Origin of the sequence: Methanobrevibacter thaueri, assembly GCF_015062905.1 — an archaeon.
GTDB lineage: Archaea > Methanobacteriota > Methanobacteria > Methanobacteriales > Methanobacteriaceae > Methanocatella > Methanocatella thaueri_A.
Genome location: NZ_SUTK01000016.1, coordinates 1 through 21,927 on the forward strand (window position 1 = coordinate 1; position 21,927 = coordinate 21,927).

Annotated in this window: 24 protein-coding genes, 1 tRNA gene and 1 other RNA gene; 17 read left to right on the plus strand and 9 right to left on the minus strand. The window is 33.6% G+C overall.

Features of this window, described 5'->3' with window-relative positions; all coding sequences use genetic code 11:
• On the plus strand, window positions 1-92 hold a 92-nt coding region (locus tag E7Z79_RS04680), incomplete at its 5' end, for a hypothetical protein (RefSeq protein WP_303738854.1).
• 152 nt (window positions 93-244) lie between these two features.
• Here the strand turns inward: E7Z79_RS04680 and E7Z79_RS04685 are convergent.
• Both E7Z79_RS04685 and E7Z79_RS04690 read right to left on the minus strand, forming a co-directional pair.
• Entirely contained in the window at window positions 245-2,164 is a 1,920-nt protein-coding gene (locus E7Z79_RS04685; RefSeq protein WP_303738817.1) for an Ig-like domain repeat protein, read from the minus strand.
• A gap of 229 nt (window positions 2,165-2,393) precedes the next feature.
• Window positions 2,394-3,851: a DUF2142 domain-containing protein gene (locus E7Z79_RS04690; protein ID WP_303738855.1), complete on the minus strand. Its 1,458-nt coding sequence runs from the start codon at window positions 3,849-3,851 to the stop codon at window positions 2,394-2,396.
• A gap of 410 nt (window positions 3,852-4,261) precedes the next feature.
• Here E7Z79_RS04690 and E7Z79_RS04695 point away from each other — a divergent pair, with 410 nt between their 5' ends.
• Both E7Z79_RS04695 and E7Z79_RS04700 read left to right on the plus strand, forming a co-directional pair.
• Window positions 4,262-4,588, plus strand: coding sequence for a hypothetical protein (locus E7Z79_RS04695; protein ID WP_303738818.1), 327 nt, complete (start codon window positions 4,262-4,264; stop codon window positions 4,586-4,588).
• 65 nt (window positions 4,589-4,653) lie between these two features.
• Complete coding sequence (locus tag E7Z79_RS04700) at window positions 4,654-5,961, plus strand: hypothetical protein (RefSeq protein ID WP_303738819.1); 1,308 nt, start codon at window positions 4,654-4,656, stop codon at window positions 5,959-5,961.
• On the opposite strand, the gene E7Z79_RS04705 is transcribed toward E7Z79_RS04700, so the two are convergent.
• Complete coding sequence (locus E7Z79_RS04705) at window positions 5,950-6,960, minus strand: class I SAM-dependent methyltransferase family protein (protein WP_303738820.1); 1,011 nt, start codon at window positions 6,958-6,960, stop codon at window positions 5,950-5,952. The two genes, E7Z79_RS04700 and E7Z79_RS04705, sit on opposite strands and share 12 nt — an antisense overlap.
• 35 nt (window positions 6,961-6,995) lie before the next feature.
• Here E7Z79_RS04705 and dph5 point away from each other — a divergent pair, with 35 nt between their 5' ends.
• Window positions 6,996-7,787, plus strand: a complete 792-nt coding sequence (gene dph5, locus E7Z79_RS04710; RefSeq protein WP_303738821.1) for a diphthine synthase — start codon at window positions 6,996-6,998, stop codon at window positions 7,785-7,787.
• A 229-nt stretch (window positions 7,788-8,016) separates the two neighbouring features.
• On the opposite strand, the gene E7Z79_RS04715 is transcribed toward dph5, so the two are convergent.
• Window positions 8,017-8,151 (minus strand): hypothetical protein, encoded by a 135-nt coding sequence (locus E7Z79_RS04715; RefSeq protein WP_303738822.1) that lies wholly within the window; start codon window positions 8,149-8,151, stop codon window positions 8,017-8,019.
• 102 nt (window positions 8,152-8,253) lie between these two features.
• Between E7Z79_RS04715 and E7Z79_RS04720 the strand changes: the two genes are divergently transcribed.
• A complete protein-coding gene (locus tag E7Z79_RS04720) occupies window positions 8,254-8,730 on the plus strand; it encodes a hypothetical protein (RefSeq protein ID WP_303738823.1) in 477 nt (158 codons plus the stop codon).
• Here E7Z79_RS04720 and E7Z79_RS04725 read toward each other — a convergent pair.
• Window positions 8,727-9,608 (minus strand): alpha/beta hydrolase fold domain-containing protein, encoded by an 882-nt coding sequence (locus E7Z79_RS04725; protein WP_303738824.1) that lies wholly within the window; start codon window positions 9,606-9,608, stop codon window positions 8,727-8,729. The two genes, E7Z79_RS04720 and E7Z79_RS04725, sit on opposite strands and share 4 nt — an antisense overlap.
• A gap of 225 nt (window positions 9,609-9,833) precedes the next feature.
• Here E7Z79_RS04725 and E7Z79_RS04730 point away from each other — a divergent pair, with 225 nt between their 5' ends.
• From E7Z79_RS04730 to E7Z79_RS04740, 3 genes are all read left to right on the plus strand, one after another.
• Window positions 9,834-9,992, plus strand: a complete 159-nt coding sequence (locus E7Z79_RS04730; protein ID WP_303738825.1) for a hypothetical protein — start codon at window positions 9,834-9,836, stop codon at window positions 9,990-9,992.
• A 101-nt stretch (window positions 9,993-10,093) separates the two neighbouring features.
• Window positions 10,094-11,014 carry a hypothetical protein gene (locus E7Z79_RS04735; protein ID WP_303738826.1) on the plus strand — a complete coding sequence of 307 codons (921 nt, stop codon included), beginning with the start codon at window positions 10,094-10,096 and terminating at the stop codon, window positions 11,012-11,014.
• A complete protein-coding gene (locus tag E7Z79_RS04740) occupies window positions 11,014-11,436 on the plus strand; it encodes a hypothetical protein (protein WP_303738827.1) in 423 nt (140 codons plus the stop codon). The genes E7Z79_RS04735 and E7Z79_RS04740 overlap by 1 nt, the downstream gene beginning before the upstream one ends.
• On the opposite strand, the gene E7Z79_RS04745 is transcribed toward E7Z79_RS04740, so the two are convergent.
• Window positions 11,428-12,171 carry an archaeosine tRNA-ribosyltransferase gene (locus tag E7Z79_RS04745; protein WP_303738828.1) on the minus strand — a complete coding sequence of 248 codons (744 nt, stop codon included), beginning with the start codon at window positions 12,169-12,171 and terminating at the stop codon, window positions 11,428-11,430. The genes E7Z79_RS04740 and E7Z79_RS04745 overlap by 9 nt on opposite strands.
• 183 nt (window positions 12,172-12,354) lie before the next feature.
• On the opposite strand from E7Z79_RS04745, the gene hdrC reads away from it, so the two are divergent.
• The 9 genes from hdrC (at window position 12,355) to E7Z79_RS04790 (ending at window position 17,932) form a co-directional block, all read left to right on the plus strand.
• Window positions 12,355-13,317, plus strand: a complete 963-nt coding sequence (gene hdrC, locus E7Z79_RS04750) for a CoB--CoM heterodisulfide reductase subunit C (RefSeq protein ID WP_303738829.1) — start codon at window positions 12,355-12,357, stop codon at window positions 13,315-13,317.
• 22 nt (window positions 13,318-13,339) lie between these two features.
• Window positions 13,340-14,227, plus strand: a complete 888-nt coding sequence (gene hdrB / locus E7Z79_RS04755) for a CoB--CoM heterodisulfide reductase subunit B (RefSeq protein ID WP_296872070.1) — start codon at window positions 13,340-13,342, stop codon at window positions 14,225-14,227.
• Between the two features lie 193 nt (window positions 14,228-14,420).
• Complete coding sequence (locus E7Z79_RS04760; RefSeq protein ID WP_303738830.1) at window positions 14,421-14,687, plus strand: DUF749 domain-containing protein; 267 nt, start codon at window positions 14,421-14,423, stop codon at window positions 14,685-14,687.
• Window positions 14,684-15,211: a DUF2096 domain-containing protein gene (locus E7Z79_RS04765; RefSeq protein WP_303738831.1), complete on the plus strand. Its 528-nt coding sequence runs from the start codon at window positions 14,684-14,686 to the stop codon at window positions 15,209-15,211. The genes E7Z79_RS04760 and E7Z79_RS04765 overlap by 4 nt, the downstream gene beginning before the upstream one ends.
• Before the next feature lie 12 nt (window positions 15,212-15,223).
• The gene (locus E7Z79_RS04770) at window positions 15,224-15,913 is read left to right on the plus strand and encodes a metallophosphoesterase (RefSeq protein ID WP_303738832.1); all 690 of its coding nucleotides are present in this window, start codon (window positions 15,224-15,226) and stop codon (window positions 15,911-15,913) included.
• Window positions 15,914-16,026: 113 nt separating this feature from the next.
• A complete protein-coding gene (locus tag E7Z79_RS04775; RefSeq protein ID WP_303738833.1) occupies window positions 16,027-16,938 on the plus strand; it encodes a 2-phosphoglycerate kinase in 912 nt (303 codons plus the stop codon).
• On the plus strand, window positions 16,919-17,308 hold the full coding sequence (locus tag E7Z79_RS04780) for a CBS domain-containing protein (RefSeq protein WP_303738834.1): 390 nt from the start codon (window positions 16,919-16,921) through the stop codon (window positions 17,306-17,308). Before E7Z79_RS04775 ends, E7Z79_RS04780 begins: the two co-directional genes overlap by 20 nt.
• 163 nt (window positions 17,309-17,471) lie before the next feature.
• Window positions 17,472-17,785: signal recognition particle sRNA (gene ffs, locus E7Z79_RS04785), an RNA gene on the plus strand.
• 63 nt (window positions 17,786-17,848) lie between these two features.
• Window positions 17,849-17,932 (plus strand) — tRNA-Ser (locus tag E7Z79_RS04790).
• Between the two features lie 3 nt (window positions 17,933-17,935).
• On the opposite strand, the gene E7Z79_RS04795 is transcribed toward E7Z79_RS04790, so the two are convergent.
• The 3 genes from E7Z79_RS04795 to E7Z79_RS04805 are packed head-to-tail and all read right to left on the minus strand — an operon-like array spanning window position 17,936 to window position 21,563.
• Window positions 17,936-18,841 (minus strand): cation diffusion facilitator family transporter, encoded by a 906-nt coding sequence (locus E7Z79_RS04795; protein ID WP_303738835.1) that lies wholly within the window; start codon window positions 18,839-18,841, stop codon window positions 17,936-17,938.
• Window positions 18,834-19,952: a pyridoxal phosphate-dependent aminotransferase gene (locus E7Z79_RS04800; protein WP_303738836.1), complete on the minus strand. Its 1,119-nt coding sequence runs from the start codon at window positions 19,950-19,952 to the stop codon at window positions 18,834-18,836. Before E7Z79_RS04800 ends, E7Z79_RS04795 begins: the two co-directional genes overlap by 8 nt.
• 60 nt (window positions 19,953-20,012) lie before the next feature.
• Entirely contained in the window at window positions 20,013-21,563 is a 1,551-nt protein-coding gene (locus E7Z79_RS04805; RefSeq protein WP_303738837.1) for a radical SAM protein, read from the minus strand.
• Window positions 21,564-21,927: the final 364 nt, after the last annotated feature.

Sequence of the window (21,927 nt, forward strand, 5' to 3'; positions counted from 1 at the left end):
GTACCGAAGTTATAAATCCAGCTTTTGACATAACTCCAAAAGAACTGATTACTGGAATAATTACTGAAAAGGGAATTATTGATCCGATTTAAGCGATAATTCTCAAATCTTATTTTTTTTTTAATTATATAACTATATTTGGCAATGATATTACGCCACAAAAGCAAGTATCAATACTATTTTTTGAAAAACTAGAAAATTATTATAAAAAAGATAAAAAATTAAAAAAAATAAAAATAGAAAATTAGAATGGTAAACTTGCATAATAGCCGTGAAGACTATATGAACCAGTATTCCAATTTACTATAGTTCCGAACGAGTTTCTAATACTGCACGCATCACCAACAATCCAGTTATCATTGATTGATACTTGGGTCCAAACGTGTCCGTATGTACTGCCGCTTGAGAAGGTACATGTTCCATGAACATATCTTGCAGAAAGGCCTGCTGCCCTATACATTGCTACAAGCAAGTGGGAGTGGTCTACACAGTTTCCTGTTCCTGCTTCCAATGTACCTACTGCACCGAATTTGGTGTCATAGTAGAAACTGTAAGATATAGTGTCTCTAACATAGTCGAAAATGGCATTAGCTTTATCATAATCTGATTTTTTTCCTTTAATCAGCTGAGCAACCAATTTCTGTATTTTTTCATTGTCAACTTGACAGTTAGCGGAAGCCATTTGATACGGAGATAATTCTTTAACGTATATTTTTGCAGATCCTCTAAACACATTGTTGCGTGCAAATTTAATCTTATAGGTTCCTTTATTCAATTTGCCTATATTGACTTTGGCAATACCTTTTTTATTTGTTTTTGTTTTATAGGTTTTGTCGTTCACCTTGAACCAAACTTTAACGTATTTTATAGGTTTGCCTTTACCGTTAACAGCTTTCAATGTATAAACTACATTTTTGCCAGCAATTGCATCAATTGATTCGGCAATAAATTTGGTTCCGTCCACTAAAACCTTTTTAGATTTTGTATTTGATTTGTAATATGGATCGGAAACAACTGTTTTAATACGATAATAACCTACACCAAGTTTAATTGGCAGTTTAGCATAGCCGTTTGAATTAGTTTTTTTAGTGTAAGTTTTACCATTTACAGTAAATTGAACATAAACCTTCTTCATGTATTTACCTTTCTGTTTAACAATTACGTCATAGGTAGAACCGTCTTTATACTTCATATTTAAGTTAAAAGCTTTTAAACGAACGTCTTGTTTTTCAACGGTAATTTCCTTATAGACTAATTGATAATCTTCCTTTCCTAATAATGAATATTTGATTTTAATTTTATAGGTACCAGGAGCTAAATCAATAGGTAAATATGCATTTCCTCTTCCATTGGTATAATCTACGTATGTTTTGCCATTTATTGTAAATTTAACCTTTACATAAGCGAGAGGCTGTTTAGTTTTTGCATCTTTAACTTTAACTTTGAATTGGGATCCGTCTTTATAGGTCATTTTCATATTTTCTGTTTTGAAATATACGGTTGAATCCTGAACATGTAACTGTCCGATTCCTGAAGATTTAGCATAACTTGAGTCCCCATCAAAGGTATAAGTGATATTGTAAGTACCCTTTGGAAGAGCAGGAATAGTTATAGTGGCTTTCCCGTTCTTGTCTGTCAAAGAAGTTACTTTTTTATCGCTAAAAGTAAAGTATATTTTTGCACCGCTGATAGGTTTATTGTCAGCGCTTTTTAATGTGACTGTAAAATAATACTGGCTGTTAGGGAGAATGTAGGTATCTGCAGTGTCAGGTGTGATTTTAGTATTGGCCTTGTTTTGAGTACTTTCAGAAACAGATTCGCCATCATTTAAACTTAGGTCATCATCACTGCCACTTGGACTTAAATCAACTACATCATTATTGTTATCTTCAACATCTGAAGCTTGTAAATCTTCACCATTATTCTCATTGGAACCATTGCCATCCGCAACAGCTTCGTCGGAATAACTTAGATCATCATCTTGAGAATTAACAGTATTGGCGTTTGAGATAGAATCCCCGTCAGAAATTTCTAATTTGTCTTGGGATAATGATGTTTGCACACCATCATCTAAATTTGAATCTTCTTTAACTTGAACATCAGTTGAATCCACTGCACTAACTGCACCCAATACCAGGAAGAACATTAATGCAAGAGATATCAACAATGTCTTATTTTTAATTGAAATGTTTTACACCTCGTTCCCATTACGAAAAATTTATATCAAATATTATATTACTAAAAATAGTATTTCATAATGAGTAGATAAAGATTTATAATTCTACCTATATAAATGTTTTTACACTTAAAATACAATTTTAAGGGGCTAAATCAGTAAATAAGGTTATTTTTGAAAATTTTTTTTAGGGATTATTTGAAAGAATTTAATCGGACTAATAATATTTTGTTGCAAATGCCAGAATCAATGCAGCCATAAAACCAATTATTATAACTATTGAGTAATTGTCTATTCTTTTATCGGCTTTTATTTTATTTGTATGGAGTATGATTGGGATTAAGCCAATCAATGGTATGAAATATCTGAGGCTGGTTCCTAAATTGGTTCTTCCAACACGTGCCCAAGTTAATAGTTGGATAAAATCGGTTCCAACATAAACCATCAGTAATACAATAAGGGCTCCAATTTTAGTTTTTAGGCCGAATTTTGCTTTTGTAGGGTAGAGGATAAGGGTAAATATTAAAAATATTTGAATTAATGTTGTTATTAGTGTATAATGGTCAGTATATGATGCCTTGTCTGATCCGTAGAAGTTGAAAAATCCGAATATCATTGTTATAGCTTCCTCTCCGAATATCTTGTTTAAAAATTCAAGTATGAAGGAAGGCTGGTTATATAACAAACTTAGCTGTTGGGTCGAATTGATAAGGTTATATTTGGATCTCCAGGAGTGGGCAAGGGTATTGGTTGAAAAGCTGCTCCAGATTACTCCTATGATGCCTACTGCAAATATGCATAAAAGGATGTATAACCACATGTTCTTATCCTTTTTTAACTTATTGGAAGGTATGAACAACAATAGGAATACAAATGCCAGATAAGGCAATTTGCAAAGGCCCAGCAATAGACAAATAATGGAAAATATTCCAATTTCTTTAATGTCAATCGAATCGTCTTCCAAGTGGCACAGATAAATGAAATATGCTATTGCAAGTATCCCCAATCCGAAAATCATCGAATCGATACTTGTCGATGCAGCCTGACAGATTGCAACGGGAATGCATGCTACGCTTAAAAGCGGAATCTTTAGATAAGGAACTTTCTTAATGGCCAGTGAAACTAAAGAGGCATAGAATATGAGATTGCACATTCTTCCAAGCCAAAGTATCCAGATTACATTCAAATCAAGAAATTTGGCAATCAAAATGCCGATGGCCTGAGGAAGATAACCGTAAAAGGGGTTCTGCTCAAATGCGGAGTTTTGAATCATTGGAGTATAGTTTATCTTGTCTTTATCATAAGGCGTTGCCTGAACCGTGACTTCCTCATCATATACGCTTTCAAAAAAGCCCATACTTCCAATTGTTCTATATCCTGCACCCTCATTGATTACGGAACTTGTCTTCTCATGTTCAGTATGGTTATAGAGGCTATCGACTCCAATATCATACCCTGTCCAATGAGGGAATATGACTCCCTCGGATGTAATTTCACTACGTGTAAGGTGCTCCAGTTCATCGCTGACGCCACAAATCGGGACGAGCAGAGCGCATATCATACCAAAACACAGTATACTTACAAAAGCAACCTTATACAATTCCTCTTCGCTGTTATGCTTAAAGTAATACAGAATACAAATTATCCCCAAAAAAGCAGCAAGAATAAATGTCACAATCTCCAATTTGGGGTATAAAATATTTTTTTTAGAAATTGTGGAAAGGCCAGTAATTGTTATGAAGATTAGATATACGAGCAAATATTTTTTTGACTCGAAAAGTAAATTTTTGTAATCAAAAAAAGAATTTCTAATTTCCTCAAACATCATACTACCTCTCTTTATTAATACAATTTTTACATTTTAATATATATTAATATTATCAAAACTCATATTTCCCATTTCAATAGGTGCTGTTTTCGATATTTTTTTTTAAATTTTCAACCTATAAACTATTTAAGCGATTAAATTTAAACTATTAAATAACATCATTAGAATCTCTACACTATACCAATCAATTTGATTAGAATTTACAAATTTTGTAATACTTAGAGATTTGATATTGTTAAATTGCATTGAGTGATATTATGGAGATTAAAAGTAAAAAATCAGCTGAGTATCCACCTTTAATTAAAGATTTAGTAAAAGAATTATTAAAAGATGACTTTGTACACTTTAAGATTTTATGTGCAAATGAAGTTCATCATTTTAACAAGGAAGAAAACACCATTATCGAGTTTGCGGAAACTTACGTAAAAGAGACCAGGGATAATGGGGACATGTTGTATATCGCTTATCCTGATATCTTCAGAGTTAAATTATATAGGGATATAAACCAATATATTGAAGATGAAAAGAAATATAACGCATTTAATGACGAAGACCTATGGACTGGAAACAGAATCCAGTTCTAATATTTTTCTTTTTTTACAAATTTACTACCAAATTTTTATCAGAATTAATTATAGAGTATTATCTAATGTCTTTTAATAGATTAAAGAATATTTTCAATTCTAAACCTAAAAAACCTCATTTGCTAATTGCAGGTGTTGATTTAAAGTTCATTGTCCCTGCAATCAAATATCTTGAAAAATATTATGAGATTAAAGTGGATGAGTGGGATTGGAATATAGATAAGAATGTGCCTAGCAAATCAGTTGAGCTTTTGAAATGGGCTGATATTATTTTATGCGAGTGGATGGAATATTACACTCCTTGGTATTCACAAAATGTTTCAAAAAATCAGAAATTATTCATTAGGGCTCATAGATACGAAATAACATTGGATTATGGGAACATGATTAATTTTGAAAATGTATGTGGGGTTATAACGATAAATTATTTTTTACTGGAGATTTTTTCCAATGTCTTCAGGATTCCCCGCGAAAAGATGTTTGTTTTGAATAATTTTATTGAAACTTCGATTTATAGCAGTATTAAAAATAAGTATTATTCAAAGCATGTTGCCCTTGTAGGCTATGCCCCAAGTTATAAGGGATATATGAGAGCTTTAAACATATTGAATCAATTAAAAGAGCATGATGATTTTAAGTTGTATCTGTATGGAAAGGATTATACTCAAATGCATTGGAAAGATAATCCTGAACAAATAGAATATTTTAATGCCTGTGAGGAATTTATCGAAGAAAATAGCTTAGGGGATTCCATTGTCAACAGAGGTTGGGTTGAGAGAAAGGACATGTTTCAGGATATTGGCTATGTATTGTCTTTAAGTGATATCGAAGGATCCCATTTGTCTCCAACAGAAGCCTTTGCCGATTCAACAATTAGCCTTCTAATTAAATGGCCTGGCGTTGAATATGTCTATCCTAGAAAGCTCATTTTTGAGGGTATTGATGAGATTGTGAGATTTATATTGGATACCTATTCGGATTCTGTTAAATATTCCCATATATCTTCAAGGCTTAGGAAATATTGTATTGATGAGTTTGGTGAGGAATATTTTGCAAATGGATTAAAAGAAATTTTCGATAAAAGCTGTTCAAGCGATAGCAGAACTGTTGTCAGCTTTAAAAATCCTGTTTTTGATAATGTCGTTTTAATTGATAGCGAAGATGAAATTCCGAATGTTATCAGTTCCAATGAAAAAGTTTCACTAATGATTTCAAGTAATGTCGAAAGTCATAGGATCAAAAATATCTATCAAAGGTTTGCATCACCTGACGTTAAGGTGTATTCACAAAACTTCTTTGATAATCTGGATGAGGCATATTCATTTATTGAATTGTGTAACGAGATACACGACAGTGATGTATCATTCTTTTAGGGAAGTGACCTTTCCATCAATGGCGACATGCCATTCGTCTGGTGAAATGGATTTAACTTTACGTGTATTGATTATTTCAACTTGTTTTCCCGCTTTTTTACATGCATCCTCTAAGCGTTTTATTCCGGTTTCATATGAATCAGAAAACTCATAATAATTGATTATTCCATTATCTTCAATTAAGTCAACGGCCACATCAAGGAAAGTGTAGGCAAGACCTGGAAGGTTCATGATTATCCTGTCGAATTTTGTTTTAAACCCTTTGCTCACTTCTCGCACATCTCCGCAATAACTTTCTATATTGCCTTTCAGTTTATTCATCATGATATTTTCATTTAGGTATTTGATTGCGGCTTCGTTAATGTCAACCGCAGTGATGTCGACATCTTTGTTTCTTGCAATGACTATTGGGAACGGCCCTATTCCACAAAACATGTCCAGGATTTTTTCACCATCTCCTACGCTTTCCATCACCCTTTTCCTTTCAGTTGCAAGCCTTGGTGAAAAATAAACCTCTCGAACATCCAATTTTAGTCTGGCTCCATGTTCCTTATGTATGGTCACAGAATCATCAACCCCTGAGAGAAACTCCAAATCACGCACTCTAATTGTTCCTTTTATTGCACTTTTTTTCATGTAAATCGCTTTTCTTTTGGTGAATTTATATGCCGCATCACCTATAATCTGTTTTTTAGCGCATAACTCATCAGGTATTTCTAAGATGACGATGTCTCCGATTGTGTCAAAGGATGTTTTTAGGTTTTCGATTTCCTCTGCACTCAATTCGTCTTTAAGTATTTCAGCAAAATTATGGGGGACTTTTTTCACCGGTTCCAAATCGATATCCTCAATGGTATAACCGTCAATATCTTCTGTTATGGGAATATATCCGAATTCATCTGTTGTTTTTATTCTATATTCCATATCCATTAATCCGTCAGACATTAATTTAATGCGAGTGTCGTTTATTTGCTTTAATGGAACTTTTACACATTTCATAAAGTTATTTATGTTTAGATTATATAAATAATATCATGTTTTATTTAGTTGGTTTAGGATTATTTGATGAAAAGGATATCTCTCTTAAAGGATTGGAATGTTTGAAAAATGTTGATAAAATCTATGCCGAATTTTTCACATCACGATTATTCGGTTCAAGTTTCGAAGCCATTGAAGAGTTGATAGGCCAAAAAATTGAAGTGTTAATCAGGGGAGAGGTTGAAGAGGAACATAAGTTTATTGAAGAGGCTAAAACCAGTGATGTGGCTCTGATTACGGGTGGCGACCCATTAATTGCAACTACCCACAGCGATTTTCTGGTTCAATGTTCTAAAAAGGGTATCGATTTTGAAGTGATTCATGGGTCTTCAATTCTATCCTCAGCACCGGCCATTTCTGGCCTTCAGGGATATAAATTTGGAAAAGTAACCACAATACCGTTTCCTGATTATAATTTCTATCCAAAATCTCCATATGAGGCTATCGAGGAAAATCTCAAAATGGATTTGCATACTTTGGTTTTGCTTGATATCCAAGCTCATAAAGACCGTTACATGACTGTCAATCAAGGTTTGGAGTATTTAATGAGCATTTATGATGAACTGGGCCGTGAAGGGTTGATTTCTCCGGATACATTGGCCATGGGCATTGCCCGTGTCGGATCAAAGGATGTCATTGTCAAGGCGGGAAAGATTTCCGAGTTGATTGATTTTGATTTTGGCGGTCCTCTCCATTGCATAGTCATTCCATCAAAGCTCCATATTGTTGAAGCCGAATATCTGGTGGAAATTGCCGGAGCGGATTCTAAAATACTTGATGATGTTTGATTTTTTAAAAAAAGTTGGGGGAGTTGGAAGTAGTTGTTTGGCTACTTCCATGAACATATTTTCATCATTTTGGAGATTATAAAATGTTTGACTGATGTTCATCTTGAGATATGAAATTTACTTCACATCGATTATTAATTATGTTTTAATGATATATAAATGTTTTCATTTCGACTTTTCAAAAAAAGAAGAAAAAGGATTTATAGTTCTTAAAATACTTTTCCAACATTTATTGGTTTGTATTATACAATATGTGCAGGTATAAGTTTTCAATTGTTCTAAGGTATCTACGTTTGCTTCCAAGCTGATTGTCACGTATTCCAAGAAATTCTCCTCCGGCCACTACAACTTTTTTGATTGTCATTTTTTCACATCTATCAAGCGATAGAGTTTACCTGATTTTCTATTGAAAAGTATTGGTTAAATATTGTTAAGTTTATATGCGTTTAAGTTCATAATATATCTAATGGGAACTGAAAATGCATTGAATAATTTACAAAGAAGAAAAAATTCTCTTAAATTTCTATTAAAGCATGACCAATTAAAGCATGGAACATATTCATTTGATTATTCTAGAAAATATAGTTTAACTGTTTTAAATCTGTATAAAATCTACGGATCTTTTTTTAAGGCATCTTCAATTGTAGGATTGGCTCAAAATGAGATTATGAAATGGTATATTCAAGGGCAATTGGGGAATCCCAAATTCAGAGGGTTTTTCTTAGCAATTAATGAAATTAACAGGTCCAAGGATAAAAAAATTGATGATGAAGTCATTCCGGAAGATGAAACTAACCTAAATGAAGATGACTATGTAATATCTGAATATGGGGATGGCTGGAGTTACAAGACATATGTTGGTTGTGAAAAGATTTTTATCATTTCCGATGACTTGGAAACTCTAAAAAGGAAAGTCAAAGATAGGCGCCTCCCATTGGATTAACCCAAAATGATTTCAACAATCTTGTTCAATGCTTCCTTTGATTCAGGAACCAATGGATAAATAGGATAAACATGAGCCATTTCTTCACCATAAATCAATTGGGCCTCAACACCATTTTCTTTAAGTTTATTATAGAATTTAGTTAAGTCTGAATAAAGTTCTTCATGTGTTCCCAAAAATATTGTTGTTTCAGGAAGTTTGGACACATCTCCAAATAATGGACTTACCTTATAGTCTTTCGGATCCAAATCTCCTGCCCATGCCTTGCCCATTTCACGAAGGCCGTCAACTCCATATATCGGGTCAATGTCAACAAACCCTTTGTATTCTCCGGACATGGACACGTCAACCCAAGGAGATATTAAAATCAGGTGTTCCGGTTGTGCTAAGTCTTTGCATGCCAAATATTCGCAAAATGCCGCAGACAAGCCTCCTCCGGATGAGTCGCCCATGATGGTGATTGGCTTTCCGATCTTCAATACTGATTCATAAAGTTCTTCAACGATTGGGTAAGTTTCCTTATAGGTATGATTTGGTGCAAGCGGATACAGTGGAGCATACACGGTTGAGTTGGTCTTTTTAGCAATTTTGTCGCAGAAAATGATGTGGGGAATTGTGATCTCATCTACATATGCTCCTCCATGAAGATAGATGACTATATGCTCGGTGTCTTCGGATTCATTAAAGGTAATAATCTGGCATCCGAACATTTCTTCATTCTTGACTTTTGTTCGATAAATTAATTTTGGTATCTTGAAGGGTTTATCCTCCACAACAGAACGCTTTTCCATATGTTCATCAGCTTTATCCTTGTCTTCTAGGGTTTCTTTAAGGGTGCGTTTCAATCCTGCTTCTACAATTTTTGACATCTTTGACATTTTTTTCCCACCTTTGAATTAATGACTTAATTTTTACTTAAATAATAGTCTATTCTCTAAATTAATATATTTTTTCTGTCATTTCTTCAGTTTCTTTATTTTTTTCCGGTCTTGAAAAGTCATGATTGTTCTCATGTGATTCTAAATCAATATTCAAAATCACATGTCAAAATGGCCTGAGAAAACACTAAAACATTTATTAACTAGTATGTACAATCTATTTCTATGACAAAAAACAGACGTGTCACAATTAGCATCAATAATGACATTGACTTGAATTTTCGCAAATTAGCTTCCAATAAGATGTTATTCAAAACAGGTTGGTATTCAAAAGCAATCGAAGAGGCAATGTTATTGTGGATGGAAAAGGAAAGCGAGTTATAAAATTATTTTTCTTTCTTTTTTTTATTTTTTTTTAATTATCCAATGATTAACTATTTAACTAACAAATAATCAAATTTATAAATATAGAGTGGGTGTCAATAATGGATAGTGAGGAACTTAGAACCGTTAGGGTTTATACTAAAAAGTATACCAGTAAGGATAAAAATGGAAATGCTGTAGAAAAGGAATCTAAACAGAAGCAGGTCAGTCTTAAAAAAGAGGACCCTTTTGAAGATGATGACTTGGTAAAAGTCTTGTCTCAGGATGACTATCAAAAACTGATTGATAATCAATTTTCTGATGAAAGGCTTGATGAATTTTATCATATAATCGAGGCCAAGGATGCTGAGATTAAAGAATTGGAAAATCAGATTCAAACTCTCAAATCTTCATTCTTTGATGATGTAGATTCTCTTAAGGAGGAATTGGTCTATAAAAATGAGCTTTTGAAAGCAAAAGATGAGATTCATGAGTTGAATGAGGAGAATAAGAAGATTAATGATGAAAGGGTCGCAATCTTCAAGGAGCTTGATTACAAGAATAAGATGATTTTGGCTTACAATGTCGAATTGAATAAGTCAATCCTCAATGCAATCAATGTAGTTATTGATGAGGCCAGGGATAACATCAACAGAAGAAATGCCCTGCTTGCTGCTGACTTGAACAGATCCGTTGAAAAAGCCAAACATGATGTAAACGAGAAGAACAAGGCTATAGCATATGATATAAAAAGCACTGTTGAGGATATGAACGAGCAAATTAGAAATACAAGCACTCTTAAAATGATATTGAACAAGAAGAAAATCAATTTAAGGGTACCTACCGATGACTTGCTCAAACCTTTTGATTTTGACTTTGATGTTAACCAATTGCTTTCAGGTCAGGCCTTGGAATTGGATGCAGCTGAAATCTTAAAAGAGGTAATGCCAAAACTTCCTGAACCGTTCTCCAAATATATTGACACTATTGACGAGGAATCCCTTGAAACAATTGATGTTTCAAAAAAAGAAGAGGAAGATTGATGAAAACATTCAACACCGGAAAGGTTTCATTCGAATACCCGACCAGTTGGGAAGTCGAAAAAGCGGATATCCTTTCAAATCCAGACTGCATAGCCACTCTATCAAAAGGTCAGGATAACCTGATTAATGCAGTCATGTTTCCCACTGCCACCAATTTGGAAGATTATAAAATATTCATGGAAGACGCTCTAAGCGATGATGGCGGTGTGATTCTAGCGTCTGATTTTGTAGAAATTGCAGGTATGGATGCCATTAAGCTCCATGCAAATATGGACACTCCCGAAATTAATTTTGATATTCACACTTACGTATTCATTGAAAACGGTGAGATATTCATTTTTGAAATGAGGACGTTGGACGTGTCTGGAGAGTCTGAAAGTGAGTTTAAGGATATTATTTCATCATTTAAAATCCTAAAATAATTGTGTATATTCAAGCAGATAATCCATATGGTTCCTGTCCAGTATTTTTAAGGTTGAGATGTTTTGTGGAGTTGTTCCGGACCTCTCTTCCACAAGATTTCTTAAGGATTTGTTTTTCATATGGGCATGAATTTCACGGATGACAAATTCCATATTTTCCATGTTTTTAGTTTCTAATTCACTTTGCGAAATGTTTTCATAGATTGGGTAGGAATTTAAATCATACGCTTTTGTTGGAGTTTGCAATACATTTAAATGACTGTAATAATTGGCGGAATCAGATAGAAAACCATCAATCCCCATATATGTTAAAATAGGCATAAAGGATAGTTCACTAAATGAAAAAATGAAATAGCTGTCTTTTTGCGCCTGTCTTTTTAGGGATACGATGACTTCAACAAGTTCCTTCGGATTGGTCAACAGGGCATCTCCGTTAGCTATGATAAACCCGTTGTAGCCAATTTCCTCTAATTTATTCAGGCAGTCAACTCTCAAATCAATGTATTTTGAACCTTGGATAACGGCTATGTCACATTCATCGACGTTCTCTTTGGCTAGACGTAATGTTTCTCTAACATTAAATTCAGCAATTTCACGGTCAACATTATATGCTGATCCTTGGTTTGGGGCGATTTTTAATTCATTTCTTAAAAATAATTTTGGAGTCAGTTCGCCATCCACTTTTCCAATTCTGCCTGGGCCGTCATGTGATTTGATTTCAAATTTTTTCTTCATTTGTGTCTTCCTTTTTTGTTATTATTTAATGATTAGTTTTTTAGGTTTATATAAATTTTTCATTGACTGTAACCTTTTTGATTACACAGCTAAAAATTTTAGTAACCTTTATATATGTTCTTTTAAAGAATATTAGTAAGGATTTGAGGAAATAATCCGATGATTATCCGAGGTGTGTTTTCAATGTCTATAGTAAATCGTTTAAAATCCTTGTTTAAAGGAGACAATGAGGAAAGTGACATCAATAACGATGTATCAAACACATCTGATGATGTCCAAGTTACATCTTCAAATATTGAAACTGAATCTGTCGTTTCTGAAGAAGAACCAGTTGTAGAAGCTGAGGAAGCAGCTGTTGAAGAATCAGAGGACAGTGTTGAAGATTTAGCTTCTGATGACATCGATCCTATTGAGGAAAAAGTTGAAGCGCTCAAGGAAGAAATCCAAGAGAAAGTTGAAGCTAAAAAAGAAGAAATTCATGAAAACGTTGAAACTATCAAGGAAGAAATCCAAGAGAAAGTTGAAGCTAAAGAAGATGCTGAAGAAGCTGATGAAGATTCAAAAAATAATGATAAAGAGAGAGATAAAATGACTTTATTGACTGATAAAGAATTATTAACTGATGCAAACCGTGACCCAGATTTCACTGCTGAATTCATTGATTCTGGAATTGAAACTGTAAAACACTGTTTCCAATGTGGTACCTGTAGTGGTAGTTGCCCATCCGGAAGAAGAACTCCATATAAAGTAAGACAAATTGTCAGAAAATGTTTACTCGGTTTAAAAGAAGAAGTAATCACTGATGATGCTTTATGGATGTGTACTACTTGTTACACTTGCCAAGAAAGATGTTTAAGAAGTGTTAAAATCGTAGAAATTATCAAAAAAGCACGTAACATTGCTGCACACGCAGGTTACATGGCAAAACCTCACAAAATGACTGGTGTATTTGTAATGAATACCGGTCACGGTGTACCAATCAACGATGCTACTAAAGCTTTAAGAGCTAAAATTGGACTTCCAGAAATTCCACCAACTACTCATGCTTTCCCTGAAGCATTAGAAGAAGTTCAAAAAATATGTAAAATTACTGGATTTGATGAATTAATCGGTTATGATGAAGAAACCGGTGGATTAAAAGAATAAATGAATTGAGGAGAGTTATAATATGGAAATTGCATACTTCTTAGGTTGTATTATGAACAACCGTTATCCTGGTGTTGAAAAAGCTACCAGAAAATTATTCGAAGCATTAGATATAGACTTAATTGATATGGAAGGAGCATCATGTTGCCCTGCTCCAGGTGTATTCGGATCTTTTGATGAAGAAACCTGGGCTACCATTGCTGCTCGTAACTTAACTCTTGCTGAAGACATTGGTGCTGACATTATGACCGAATGTAACGGATGTTTCGGTTCATTATTTGAATGTAACCACATGTTAAAAGAAAGTGAAGAGAAAAAAGCTGAAATTAACGCTAACTTAGCTGAAATCGGTAGAGAATACAAAGGAACTATTAATGTAAAACACTTCGCTCAAATCTTAAGAGACGATGTTGGTTTTGAAAAATTAGCTTCTTTAATTGAAAAACCTTTAGACTTAAATGTTGCTGTACACTACGGCTGCCACTTCTTAAAACCTACCGCAACTATCGGTATTGAAGATAATGCAGAAAACCCATCTATTTTAGATGACCTCGTAGAAATTACCGGCGCAAAATCCATCGACTACAAAGACAAAATGATGTGCTGTGGTGCAGGTGGAGGTTTAAGATCCAGAGATTTAGATGTAACTACCAGTTTCACTAAAGAAAAACTCGATCACATGACCGAAGCAGGCGTAGACGCAATCGTTAACGTATGTCCATTCTGTCACTTACAATTTGACCAAGGTCAAATCGAAGTAAACGAAAGATACGGAACTGACTTCGCATTACCAGTATTCCACTTAGCTCAATTATACGGATTAGCTATGGGATTATCTGCTGAAGAGTTAACTTTCGATGCTCAAAGAATTGATGCAACCCCTGCTATTAAAAAAGCATTAGGTGAATAAGTTTAAGGATTTTAATCCTTATCCTTTTTATTTTTTTTAGACACTGAAAACACATTTCGGTTTAGTTATCATTTTTGATAACTTTTTTTTATAATTATTTTTTTAGTTTGTATCTATACGAATAATTTGTAATCATCTTTATATATTAGTAGTTAAATAAAATTAAGTAATATAAATTAAGAGAGGTATAATTATGTTTGTAGCAACATTAGATGGTATATTTAAATATGCAGACCTACCAGAAGAATATGAACCATATGTTCAATTTAAAGCGACTATTGATAAAAGAGAACTCAAACCAAGTGATGAAATCGCGATTTTAAACATTGCAGGTACTTCCACCCATCATGTTCTATTCTTAGATTCTTACAGCAGCACTGCTGAAATTGAAAGAGAACTAAAAGAAGCAGATGCTAAAATTAATCATACAACTTTAAAAATTATAGGTGGACATTTATGAGTTTGCCATCAGAACAAACTTGGTTAGTTCTAAATAATCTTATAAAAGATTTAACTAAAAAAGGATATAAGATTCCTGATGGAATTAACCCTGAGATGGGAATTATTAGGTCAACAATTAGTTCATATAAAAGAGACCCATCTCATCCTGAATTAATTAATGGTTTGGCAAAAGCAGAAATGTCTTTAAATAAGATTCAAGGAACTCTTTTGAGTATTGCTGAGCAAGAAGGCGATGAATATGCCGATTATTGGCTTGATTTATTAAAACAGGCTATGCGTGGAAAGGAAGTATTCGAATTTGCCGATTCAAGATCCAAATTTTTAGTAAATACTCCTCCTGGCTTAACCACCGGAAGGATTCATCTAAAAGTTCCTTTAGCAGAAGAAAGGGTTCAGGAAATTGCAGAATGGAACGGTCTTATAATAGAATATGATGATGATGTGACTGTTCAATTACACGGAGATAAAGAAGAGCTTAAATTTGGATTAAAAGAAATGGGATCCTTCTTTTTAGAAGATTAAAAAGGTGATTTTATGGTTAAAATATTAGCAATTAGTGATGTTCACGGAGAAGAAAATGAAAATTTATACACTTATCTAAATAACAATGAAATTGATTTGGTTTTAATTTTAGGAGATATCACTGATTTCGGACCACTTGACTTTGTAGAGACTTTTATTAATAAAGTGGCTGACTGTGGTGTTGATGTAATCGCAATTCCGGGTAACTGTGACCCTAATGGAATTTGTAATGCTATCAATGATGTTGCATTTTGTCTTCACAACAATATTATCGCTTATGGCGATGCGATTTTATTCGGTTTCGGTGGATCTAATCCGACTCCATTCGACACTCCTGGCGAAATGGATGATGATAAAATATACAGACAGGTTTATGACTTATTAGCTAATTATGATTATGTTTACAATTCCGATGTTCCTAAAGTAAAGATTTTAGCAACTCATGCTCCACCTTTCAACACTGATGCAGATAGAGTTGAAAATGGAGAACATGTCGGCAGTCCAGGAATTTTAAAATCTATTCATGAGTTTGAACCTCAAATCAACTTGTGTGGACATATTCATGAGGCAAAATCTCTCAGTAAAATCGGAAAGATTACTGATGTAGCAAATCCAGGAATGCTCAAAAATAACGGAGCTGTTTTAATTGATGTTCAAGATGGCTCTAATTATGATATAAGCATTATCTCATTAGAAGAATAATCATTCTTCTTTCTTTTTTTCTATTTTTCTTCTTTTTTTTTCGAAAATCAAATAAAAAATTTTATTTAAGATTAATTTTAGATAGTTATGTAGAAATTTTTGAAGTGATAATCATGATTTGGGTTACAGGTGACGTTGATGGAAAAAAATACAAAGAACCCTTTTCTAAAGGAATCATGTCCCGTTCTTTAGATGTGGCAGATATCGGTATTGAAAGGGCCCATGATATTGCAAGCGATATTGAAGCGGGTTTAATTAGGAACAATGTCGCTGAAATTTCAAGCATTGAGTTGGCCGATGTAGTTTTAAATCATTTGGAGACTATTGATTCTGATATTGCACTCAAATATAAAAATTGGAGGTCTTTAAGAATTTCCAAAAAACCGCTGATTATTTTAATTGGAGGTGCTTCAGGAGTCGGAACCTCTTCCATGGCGTTTGAACTTGCTAACCGCTTGAGATTAAAAAATCTTATCAGTACAGACATGATTAGGGAAGTAATGAGAAAAATCGTTTCTAAGGATTTGAGTCCAGTAATTCATAAATCCAGTTTTGATGCTTATGAAAGTATCCGAACTCCATCAATCAGGATTGATTCTGTCATTGAAGGATTTGTCAGTCATGTTGATGTTGTTAATGTTGGTATTGAAGCGATAATTGAGAGATCCGTTAAAGAGGGTATCAGTACCATTATAGAAGGAGTTCATATTGTTCCAGGTTTTATTAGAAAAGATTTGCTGGAAAATAATAATATTATCTTGTTTACCTTAACAGTAGATGATGAAGAAGCCCATAAACAAAGGTTTTATTCAAGATGCAGGCAACCTTGGGTGAAAAGGTCTCTTGAAAAGTATATGGAAAATTTCGAATCAATTAGAAAAACTCAAGGGTTTCTGATTGAACAAGCAAAGATTCACGATACACGTATAATTAATAATGTGGATATTAATGAAACTATTGAAATTATGGTGGATGATATTCTCAAGGAATTTGGTGGTGTAGACAATGTTAAACAAGAAAGTTAAAGATATCATGACAACTGATGTAATAACAACTACTTCAGATGTCGATGTTGTAAATGCATTTGAAAAATTGATGGAACATAAAATCAGTTCTCTTCCTGTTGTGGAAGATGATAAATTAATAGGGATTATAACTGCAACTGATGTAGGACATAACCTTATTTTAGATAAATATGAATTAGGTACAAGTGTTGAAGAAATCATGATTTCTCCAGTGGTAACAGTATCTCCTGAAGATACTATTGAAACTGCTCTTAAGGTAATGAAAGACGGTGTTTCTTCTTCAGGAATCTTAAATCAGCTTCCTGTTCTTGATGGAGATAAATTAGTGGGAATTATTTCTGATGGAGATATAATTCAGAAGATACTTTAATATTTCCCATTATCTTTTATTTTTTTTAAATTTTATTCATTTTAACTTAGTTACTGTAAATAATTTTTTTTCTAGAAAATCTTTTTAATTGATTTTTTGCATATTTTTCCCTATTTTTTTTGCTGTTTTGATAACATTTATATAATATTAAAATCAAATATAAAGTTTGGCTAGACTGGAGGGTTAGGGGTCCTCTGTAAGCACACACCCCCTTTGGTGCAGTCGAAGTTCAAAAGGCGGCTTTTTAAGGAAATATGAGCCTAGAAAAACAATATAGAAACCTCGTCCTACAGGATTGGTGGTGGTGAAGTTTTTACTGGAGGGTAAAGGCTAGTCACCTCTGATATGGAAACGGGTCAGGCCCGGAAGGGAGCAGCTCTACTGTTAACATGCAATGCTTGTAGAATCCCGGGGTGGAGTTGGATTTTTAGATCACTTATATTTTTGAGATTAGTCCACTTTTGAACATGCCATTTATATACAAACGATTAACTTTATTAATGAGTTTTTACATATAATTTAGTATACTATTTTTCATATGTCGGGATGGCCCAGCCTGGTACGGCGTCGGACTGCTAATCCGATGGTCATATGACCACCCGGGTTCAAATCCCGGTCCCGGCGTTTTTATTCATCAATTTTTTGGTCATGGTCATAGGTTAATCCTATTGGGCATGCATGTACCATTACTGATTTTACTTCTGGAATTTCCTTTAAGATATTATTTTCCACAGTATGCACGATTTTATGTGATTCGCTTAATGTCATTTCTCCATTAACTTCAATATGCAAATAAACTGTGGCATATGGTCCGAAATAGTCAACTTTAATGTTGTGTGTGTTATGGGCGCCTCGTGTGTTGTCGGCAATATATTTTATCTCATTTATCAGTTCTTGAGAAGGTACTTTTCCCATTATATTGTTTATATTTTCTTTTCCAATACTGTGTGCAGTTTTTAAAATCAATAAACCAATTACAAGTCCAACAATAGGATCTAAAATTGGGTATCCCATATTTGATACAGCAACTCCGAATAAAATTGCAATTGATGAGAATATATCTGTTTTTTGATGCTTTCCGTCTGCAACTATGGCTGGACTTTTAATTTCTTTGCCAATTCTAATAATGTACTCGCTTATGATGAAGTTAATAAATATGCCAAAGACTGCCATCATTGCAGCATATACACCTGGAACTGTAATCAATTCCGGATGTATTATCTTTTCTAAAGCGCCTGTGATGATTTCATACGCTACTACCACTAAAAATACAACAATAACCAATCCGCTTATGGCCTCTGCACGACCATGTCCAATTGGATGTTCTTTATCCGCTGGTTTTTGTCCTATTTTGAATCCTGCGTATGCTACTATTGAGGTTATAACATCAGAAAGGGTGTGTGCTCCTTCAGACACCAATGCATAACTTCCGCTCATTATTCCAACAGCGATGTTTAAAACGGTTAGAATGCAGTTCGCAATGATAGCGATTGTAGACGCTTTGGTTCCAGCTTTATTTCTATACTCATCCATTCACTACACGCTCTTCTAAAATATCCATAGCCTTTTCAATGTTTTCATAGGAATTTGCATAAGACATTCTTATATGATTTTTACCATTTTCTCCAAATGCGGATCCAGGAACTGTAATCACGCCGGCTTCGGCAGCTTTTTGTACAAAGTTTTCATCTTCAATTTTTGGGAATACGTAGAAAGCACCCTCCGCATTAACTGTTTCATATCCCATTCCATTTAAACGGGATACAATTAAATCCCTTCTTCTTTGGAATTCTCCAACCATCTTTTTGACATCATCCTGTGGTCCGGTCAATGCTTCGTATGCTCCTAGTTGCGCTGTGGAGTTTGAACATGCGATACTGTTTTGATGCACTTTAAACAGTTCTTCGGTATGTTCGTCGTTTGCAGTCATATAACCTATTCTCAATCCGGTCATTGCATAGGTTTTTGAAAACCCATTGATTGTAATCACATTATCGCTGTATTTAGCAGGGGAGTAATGTTTCTTATCATATATTATTTTTTCATAGATTTCATCTGAAATGATTAAAAAGTTATGGTCCATTGATAAGTCTGCAATTGCTTTGATATCCTCTTTTTCCATAACCGCTCCTGTTGGGTTTGATGGGGAATTTAGGAAAATCGCTTTTGTTTTTGGAGTAATTTTTTCTAAAACATCTTCAGCTTTCAATTTAAATTCATTTTCCATCTTGCAGTCTACAGGTACGATGCTTCCTCCGGCCAGGTTAATGACAGATTTATATAGTAAAAAGCTAGGGTCCGGCAAAAGGATTTCATCACCAGGTTCCATAAATGCCTGTGCACTTATGTATAATGCTTCACTGGCACCGACTGTCACAATGACATTTTCCGGATCGGTATTTATTCCGTTGTCTTTTTTGAATTTTTTAACAATCTCTTCCCTTAATTCTATATATCCCTTATTTGGACTGTAATGTGTAATGTTTTCATCTATTGATTTTTTCATTGCATCTTTAATGTTTTGCGGAACATCAAAATCAGGTTCTCCAATTCCCAGGTTTATTGCATCTGGATTTGTCACTTCAAACATTTTTCTAATCAATGATAATTCAATTAATTTTGTTCTACTTGCAGGTTGTATCATAAATATTGCCTCACTTATTATAATATATATTATTATAGTAAATTTATTTTTTTCGAGTAATCATTTTTCGCATACTCCGCAATTGTAACATGATGATGTTTCACACCATGGTGTTTGCTTCAGGTTTCTTAATCTTTTATGTTCATTTTTTAAAAATCTTTCGTTTATGCCGACATCAATATTGCTCCATGGTAGTAAATCATCAATATCATAATCTGGAGTCAATTCTTTCCACTCCTTGAGTGTAGGTTGTTGTGTTAGTGATTTTTCAATAAGTGCAGAAACACCCCTATCTCCACAAGACAATATATATTGGATTAGTCCTTTTTTAGGACTTTCGCACTTTATGTTATAATTTTTCATTTCTTTTTTAATATATCTGGTTTTCTTTTTAATGTCCTTGAAATCATAACCTTCCCATTGAAGTGGAGTGTGGGGTTTGGGGATCACCGGATTCACACTGAATTTCACTCTTTTCGGATTCTTGTGCATATTGGCGATTTTTTTCATGTACTCGCAGAGGTCATGAATGTCTTCCATGCTTTCACCAGGAATGCCTATTAAAAAATATAATTTGATGTTGAAGTCAAGTTCGACAGCATTTTTTATTACTGTAAAAATTTGCTCTTCCAGTATGTCCTTGTTTATTACTTTTCTAAGTCTGCCTATTGACTCAGGTGCAAGGGTAATTGTTTTCAGCCCACTCTTTTTCAGACTTTCCAGGGTTTCTTTTGTAATGGATTCAATTCTAAGTGATGGTGTTGAAATTTGAAATCCTTCTATTTCAAGACCCTTTATTAATTTGTCTAAATTGCTGTAGTCAGAAACTGCAGCCCCAATCAGCGTAATCTTATTCAATCCTGTATTCTTTCTGTTTTCAAGTGCAATATCAATCAATTTTTCCCAGCTGGTTTCTCTCATTGGTCTGTAGAGATAGCCCGCCATGCAAAACCTGCAGCCTCTTGTGCAGCCTCTTGAAACATTTAACATTATTGAATTGTTGAAGATGCTTTGGTAATTTTCATCATCACTTCTGCTGATGACCGGCTGGGTGATATGGTATGTTTCGTCAAGATTTTCTACTACCCTCATTTTTGCTTTATTGTTGAATTCAGGAATGTAAATTCCCTCAATATCTAAAAATCTCTTCAAATCTTTTTTGAAATTTTTATAAACATCCAATAATTCGTTAATTGTCTCTTCACCTTCTCCAATGATGAAAAGATCAATGTAGTCGGATAATGGCATCGGATTTGCGCTGGCGCAAGGGCCTCCGGCTATGATTAGAGGGTCATTTTCGCCTCGATCTTCCCTTTTCAGAGGAATTTCTGTATCTCTTAATATTTCCAGTAATTGAAAATAGTCCTCTTCAAATTGGAGAGAAAAGCTTATTATGTCAAAATGCTTAAGGGGAGTATTTGATTCAATTGATTTAATGTCGGGATAAATTATTCTTTCACACCAAGTGTCCTCACGTTCGTTTATTAAATTATATAAGATATTATAACCCATTGATGACATTGCAGTTCTATAAATATTCGGATAGCATAATCCAAATCTTATATCAACTTTCTTGTAATTTTTTTGGAAAAGATTTTTCTCATACAACATCAAATCAACTTTTTTTCAGATTTTTCAATTATCAAATAAATTGCCTATTTTCAGTATAATATTTTCATTTCATGTTATTTTTAATTATCGCCACAATTTTTCTTTTGATTTCAATGCAATTATTGAATTATTTTTAATTTTTAATATTAAGTATTACTAATTTTAAATTTTTCTTTTTATCAGCTTTTTAAAATCATGGATAAATTTTAGGATTTTTGATTTTATCATATATAATTTCACCATGTTTTTTACTTAATTGGCGATTTATATCTTGTTTTAACCTTTTTTTCATGAATTGAGTAATTTAAATGGGCTTTTTGCCTATTGGAGTTTCAAAAACATTTATATAAGATAAGTCTTATAA

Bases quoted from the DNA above. Each gene is read 5' to 3' on its own strand.
- E7Z79_RS04695 (WP_303738818.1), top strand. From the start codon at position 4,262: ATGGAGATTAAAAGTAAAAAATCAGCTGAGTATCCACCTTTAATTAAA.
- E7Z79_RS04700 (WP_303738819.1), top strand. From the start codon at position 4,654: ATGTCTTTTAATAGATTAAAGAATATTTTCAATTCTAAACCTAAAAAA.
- E7Z79_RS04705 (WP_303738820.1), bottom strand. From the start codon at position 6,960: ATGAAATGTGTAAAAGTTCCATTAAAGCAAATAAACGACACTCGCATT.
- dph5 (WP_303738821.1), top strand. From the start codon at position 6,996: ATGTTTTATTTAGTTGGTTTAGGATTATTTGATGAAAAGGATATCTCT.
- E7Z79_RS04715 (WP_303738822.1), bottom strand. From the start codon at position 8,151: ATGACAATCAAAAAAGTTGTAGTGGCCGGAGGAGAATTTCTTGGAATA.
- E7Z79_RS04720 (WP_303738823.1), top strand. From the start codon at position 8,254: ATGGGAACTGAAAATGCATTGAATAATTTACAAAGAAGAAAAAATTCT.
- E7Z79_RS04725 (WP_303738824.1), bottom strand. From the start codon at position 9,608: ATGTCAAAGATGTCAAAAATTGTAGAAGCAGGATTGAAACGCACCCTT.
- E7Z79_RS04730 (WP_303738825.1), top strand. From the start codon at position 9,834: ATGACAAAAAACAGACGTGTCACAATTAGCATCAATAATGACATTGAC.
- E7Z79_RS04735 (WP_303738826.1), top strand. From the start codon at position 10,094: ATGGATAGTGAGGAACTTAGAACCGTTAGGGTTTATACTAAAAAGTAT.
- E7Z79_RS04740 (WP_303738827.1), top strand. From the start codon at position 11,014: ATGAAAACATTCAACACCGGAAAGGTTTCATTCGAATACCCGACCAGT.
- E7Z79_RS04745 (WP_303738828.1), bottom strand. From the start codon at position 12,171: ATGAAGAAAAAATTTGAAATCAAATCACATGACGGCCCAGGCAGAATT.
- hdrC (WP_303738829.1), top strand. From the start codon at position 12,355: ATGTCTATAGTAAATCGTTTAAAATCCTTGTTTAAAGGAGACAATGAG.
- hdrB (WP_296872070.1), top strand. From the start codon at position 13,340: ATGGAAATTGCATACTTCTTAGGTTGTATTATGAACAACCGTTATCCT.
- E7Z79_RS04760 (WP_303738830.1), top strand. From the start codon at position 14,421: ATGTTTGTAGCAACATTAGATGGTATATTTAAATATGCAGACCTACCA.
- E7Z79_RS04765 (WP_303738831.1), top strand. From the start codon at position 14,684: ATGAGTTTGCCATCAGAACAAACTTGGTTAGTTCTAAATAATCTTATA.
- E7Z79_RS04770 (WP_303738832.1), top strand. From the start codon at position 15,224: ATGGTTAAAATATTAGCAATTAGTGATGTTCACGGAGAAGAAAATGAA.
- E7Z79_RS04775 (WP_303738833.1), top strand. From the start codon at position 16,027: ATGATTTGGGTTACAGGTGACGTTGATGGAAAAAAATACAAAGAACCC.
- E7Z79_RS04780 (WP_303738834.1), top strand. From the start codon at position 16,919: ATGTTAAACAAGAAAGTTAAAGATATCATGACAACTGATGTAATAACA.
- E7Z79_RS04795 (WP_303738835.1), bottom strand. From the start codon at position 18,841: ATGGATGAGTATAGAAATAAAGCTGGAACCAAAGCGTCTACAATCGCT.
- E7Z79_RS04800 (WP_303738836.1), bottom strand. From the start codon at position 19,952: ATGATACAACCTGCAAGTAGAACAAAATTAATTGAATTATCATTGATT.
- E7Z79_RS04805 (WP_303738837.1), bottom strand. From the start codon at position 21,563: ATGTTGTATGAGAAAAATCTTTTCCAAAAAAATTACAAGAAAGTTGAT.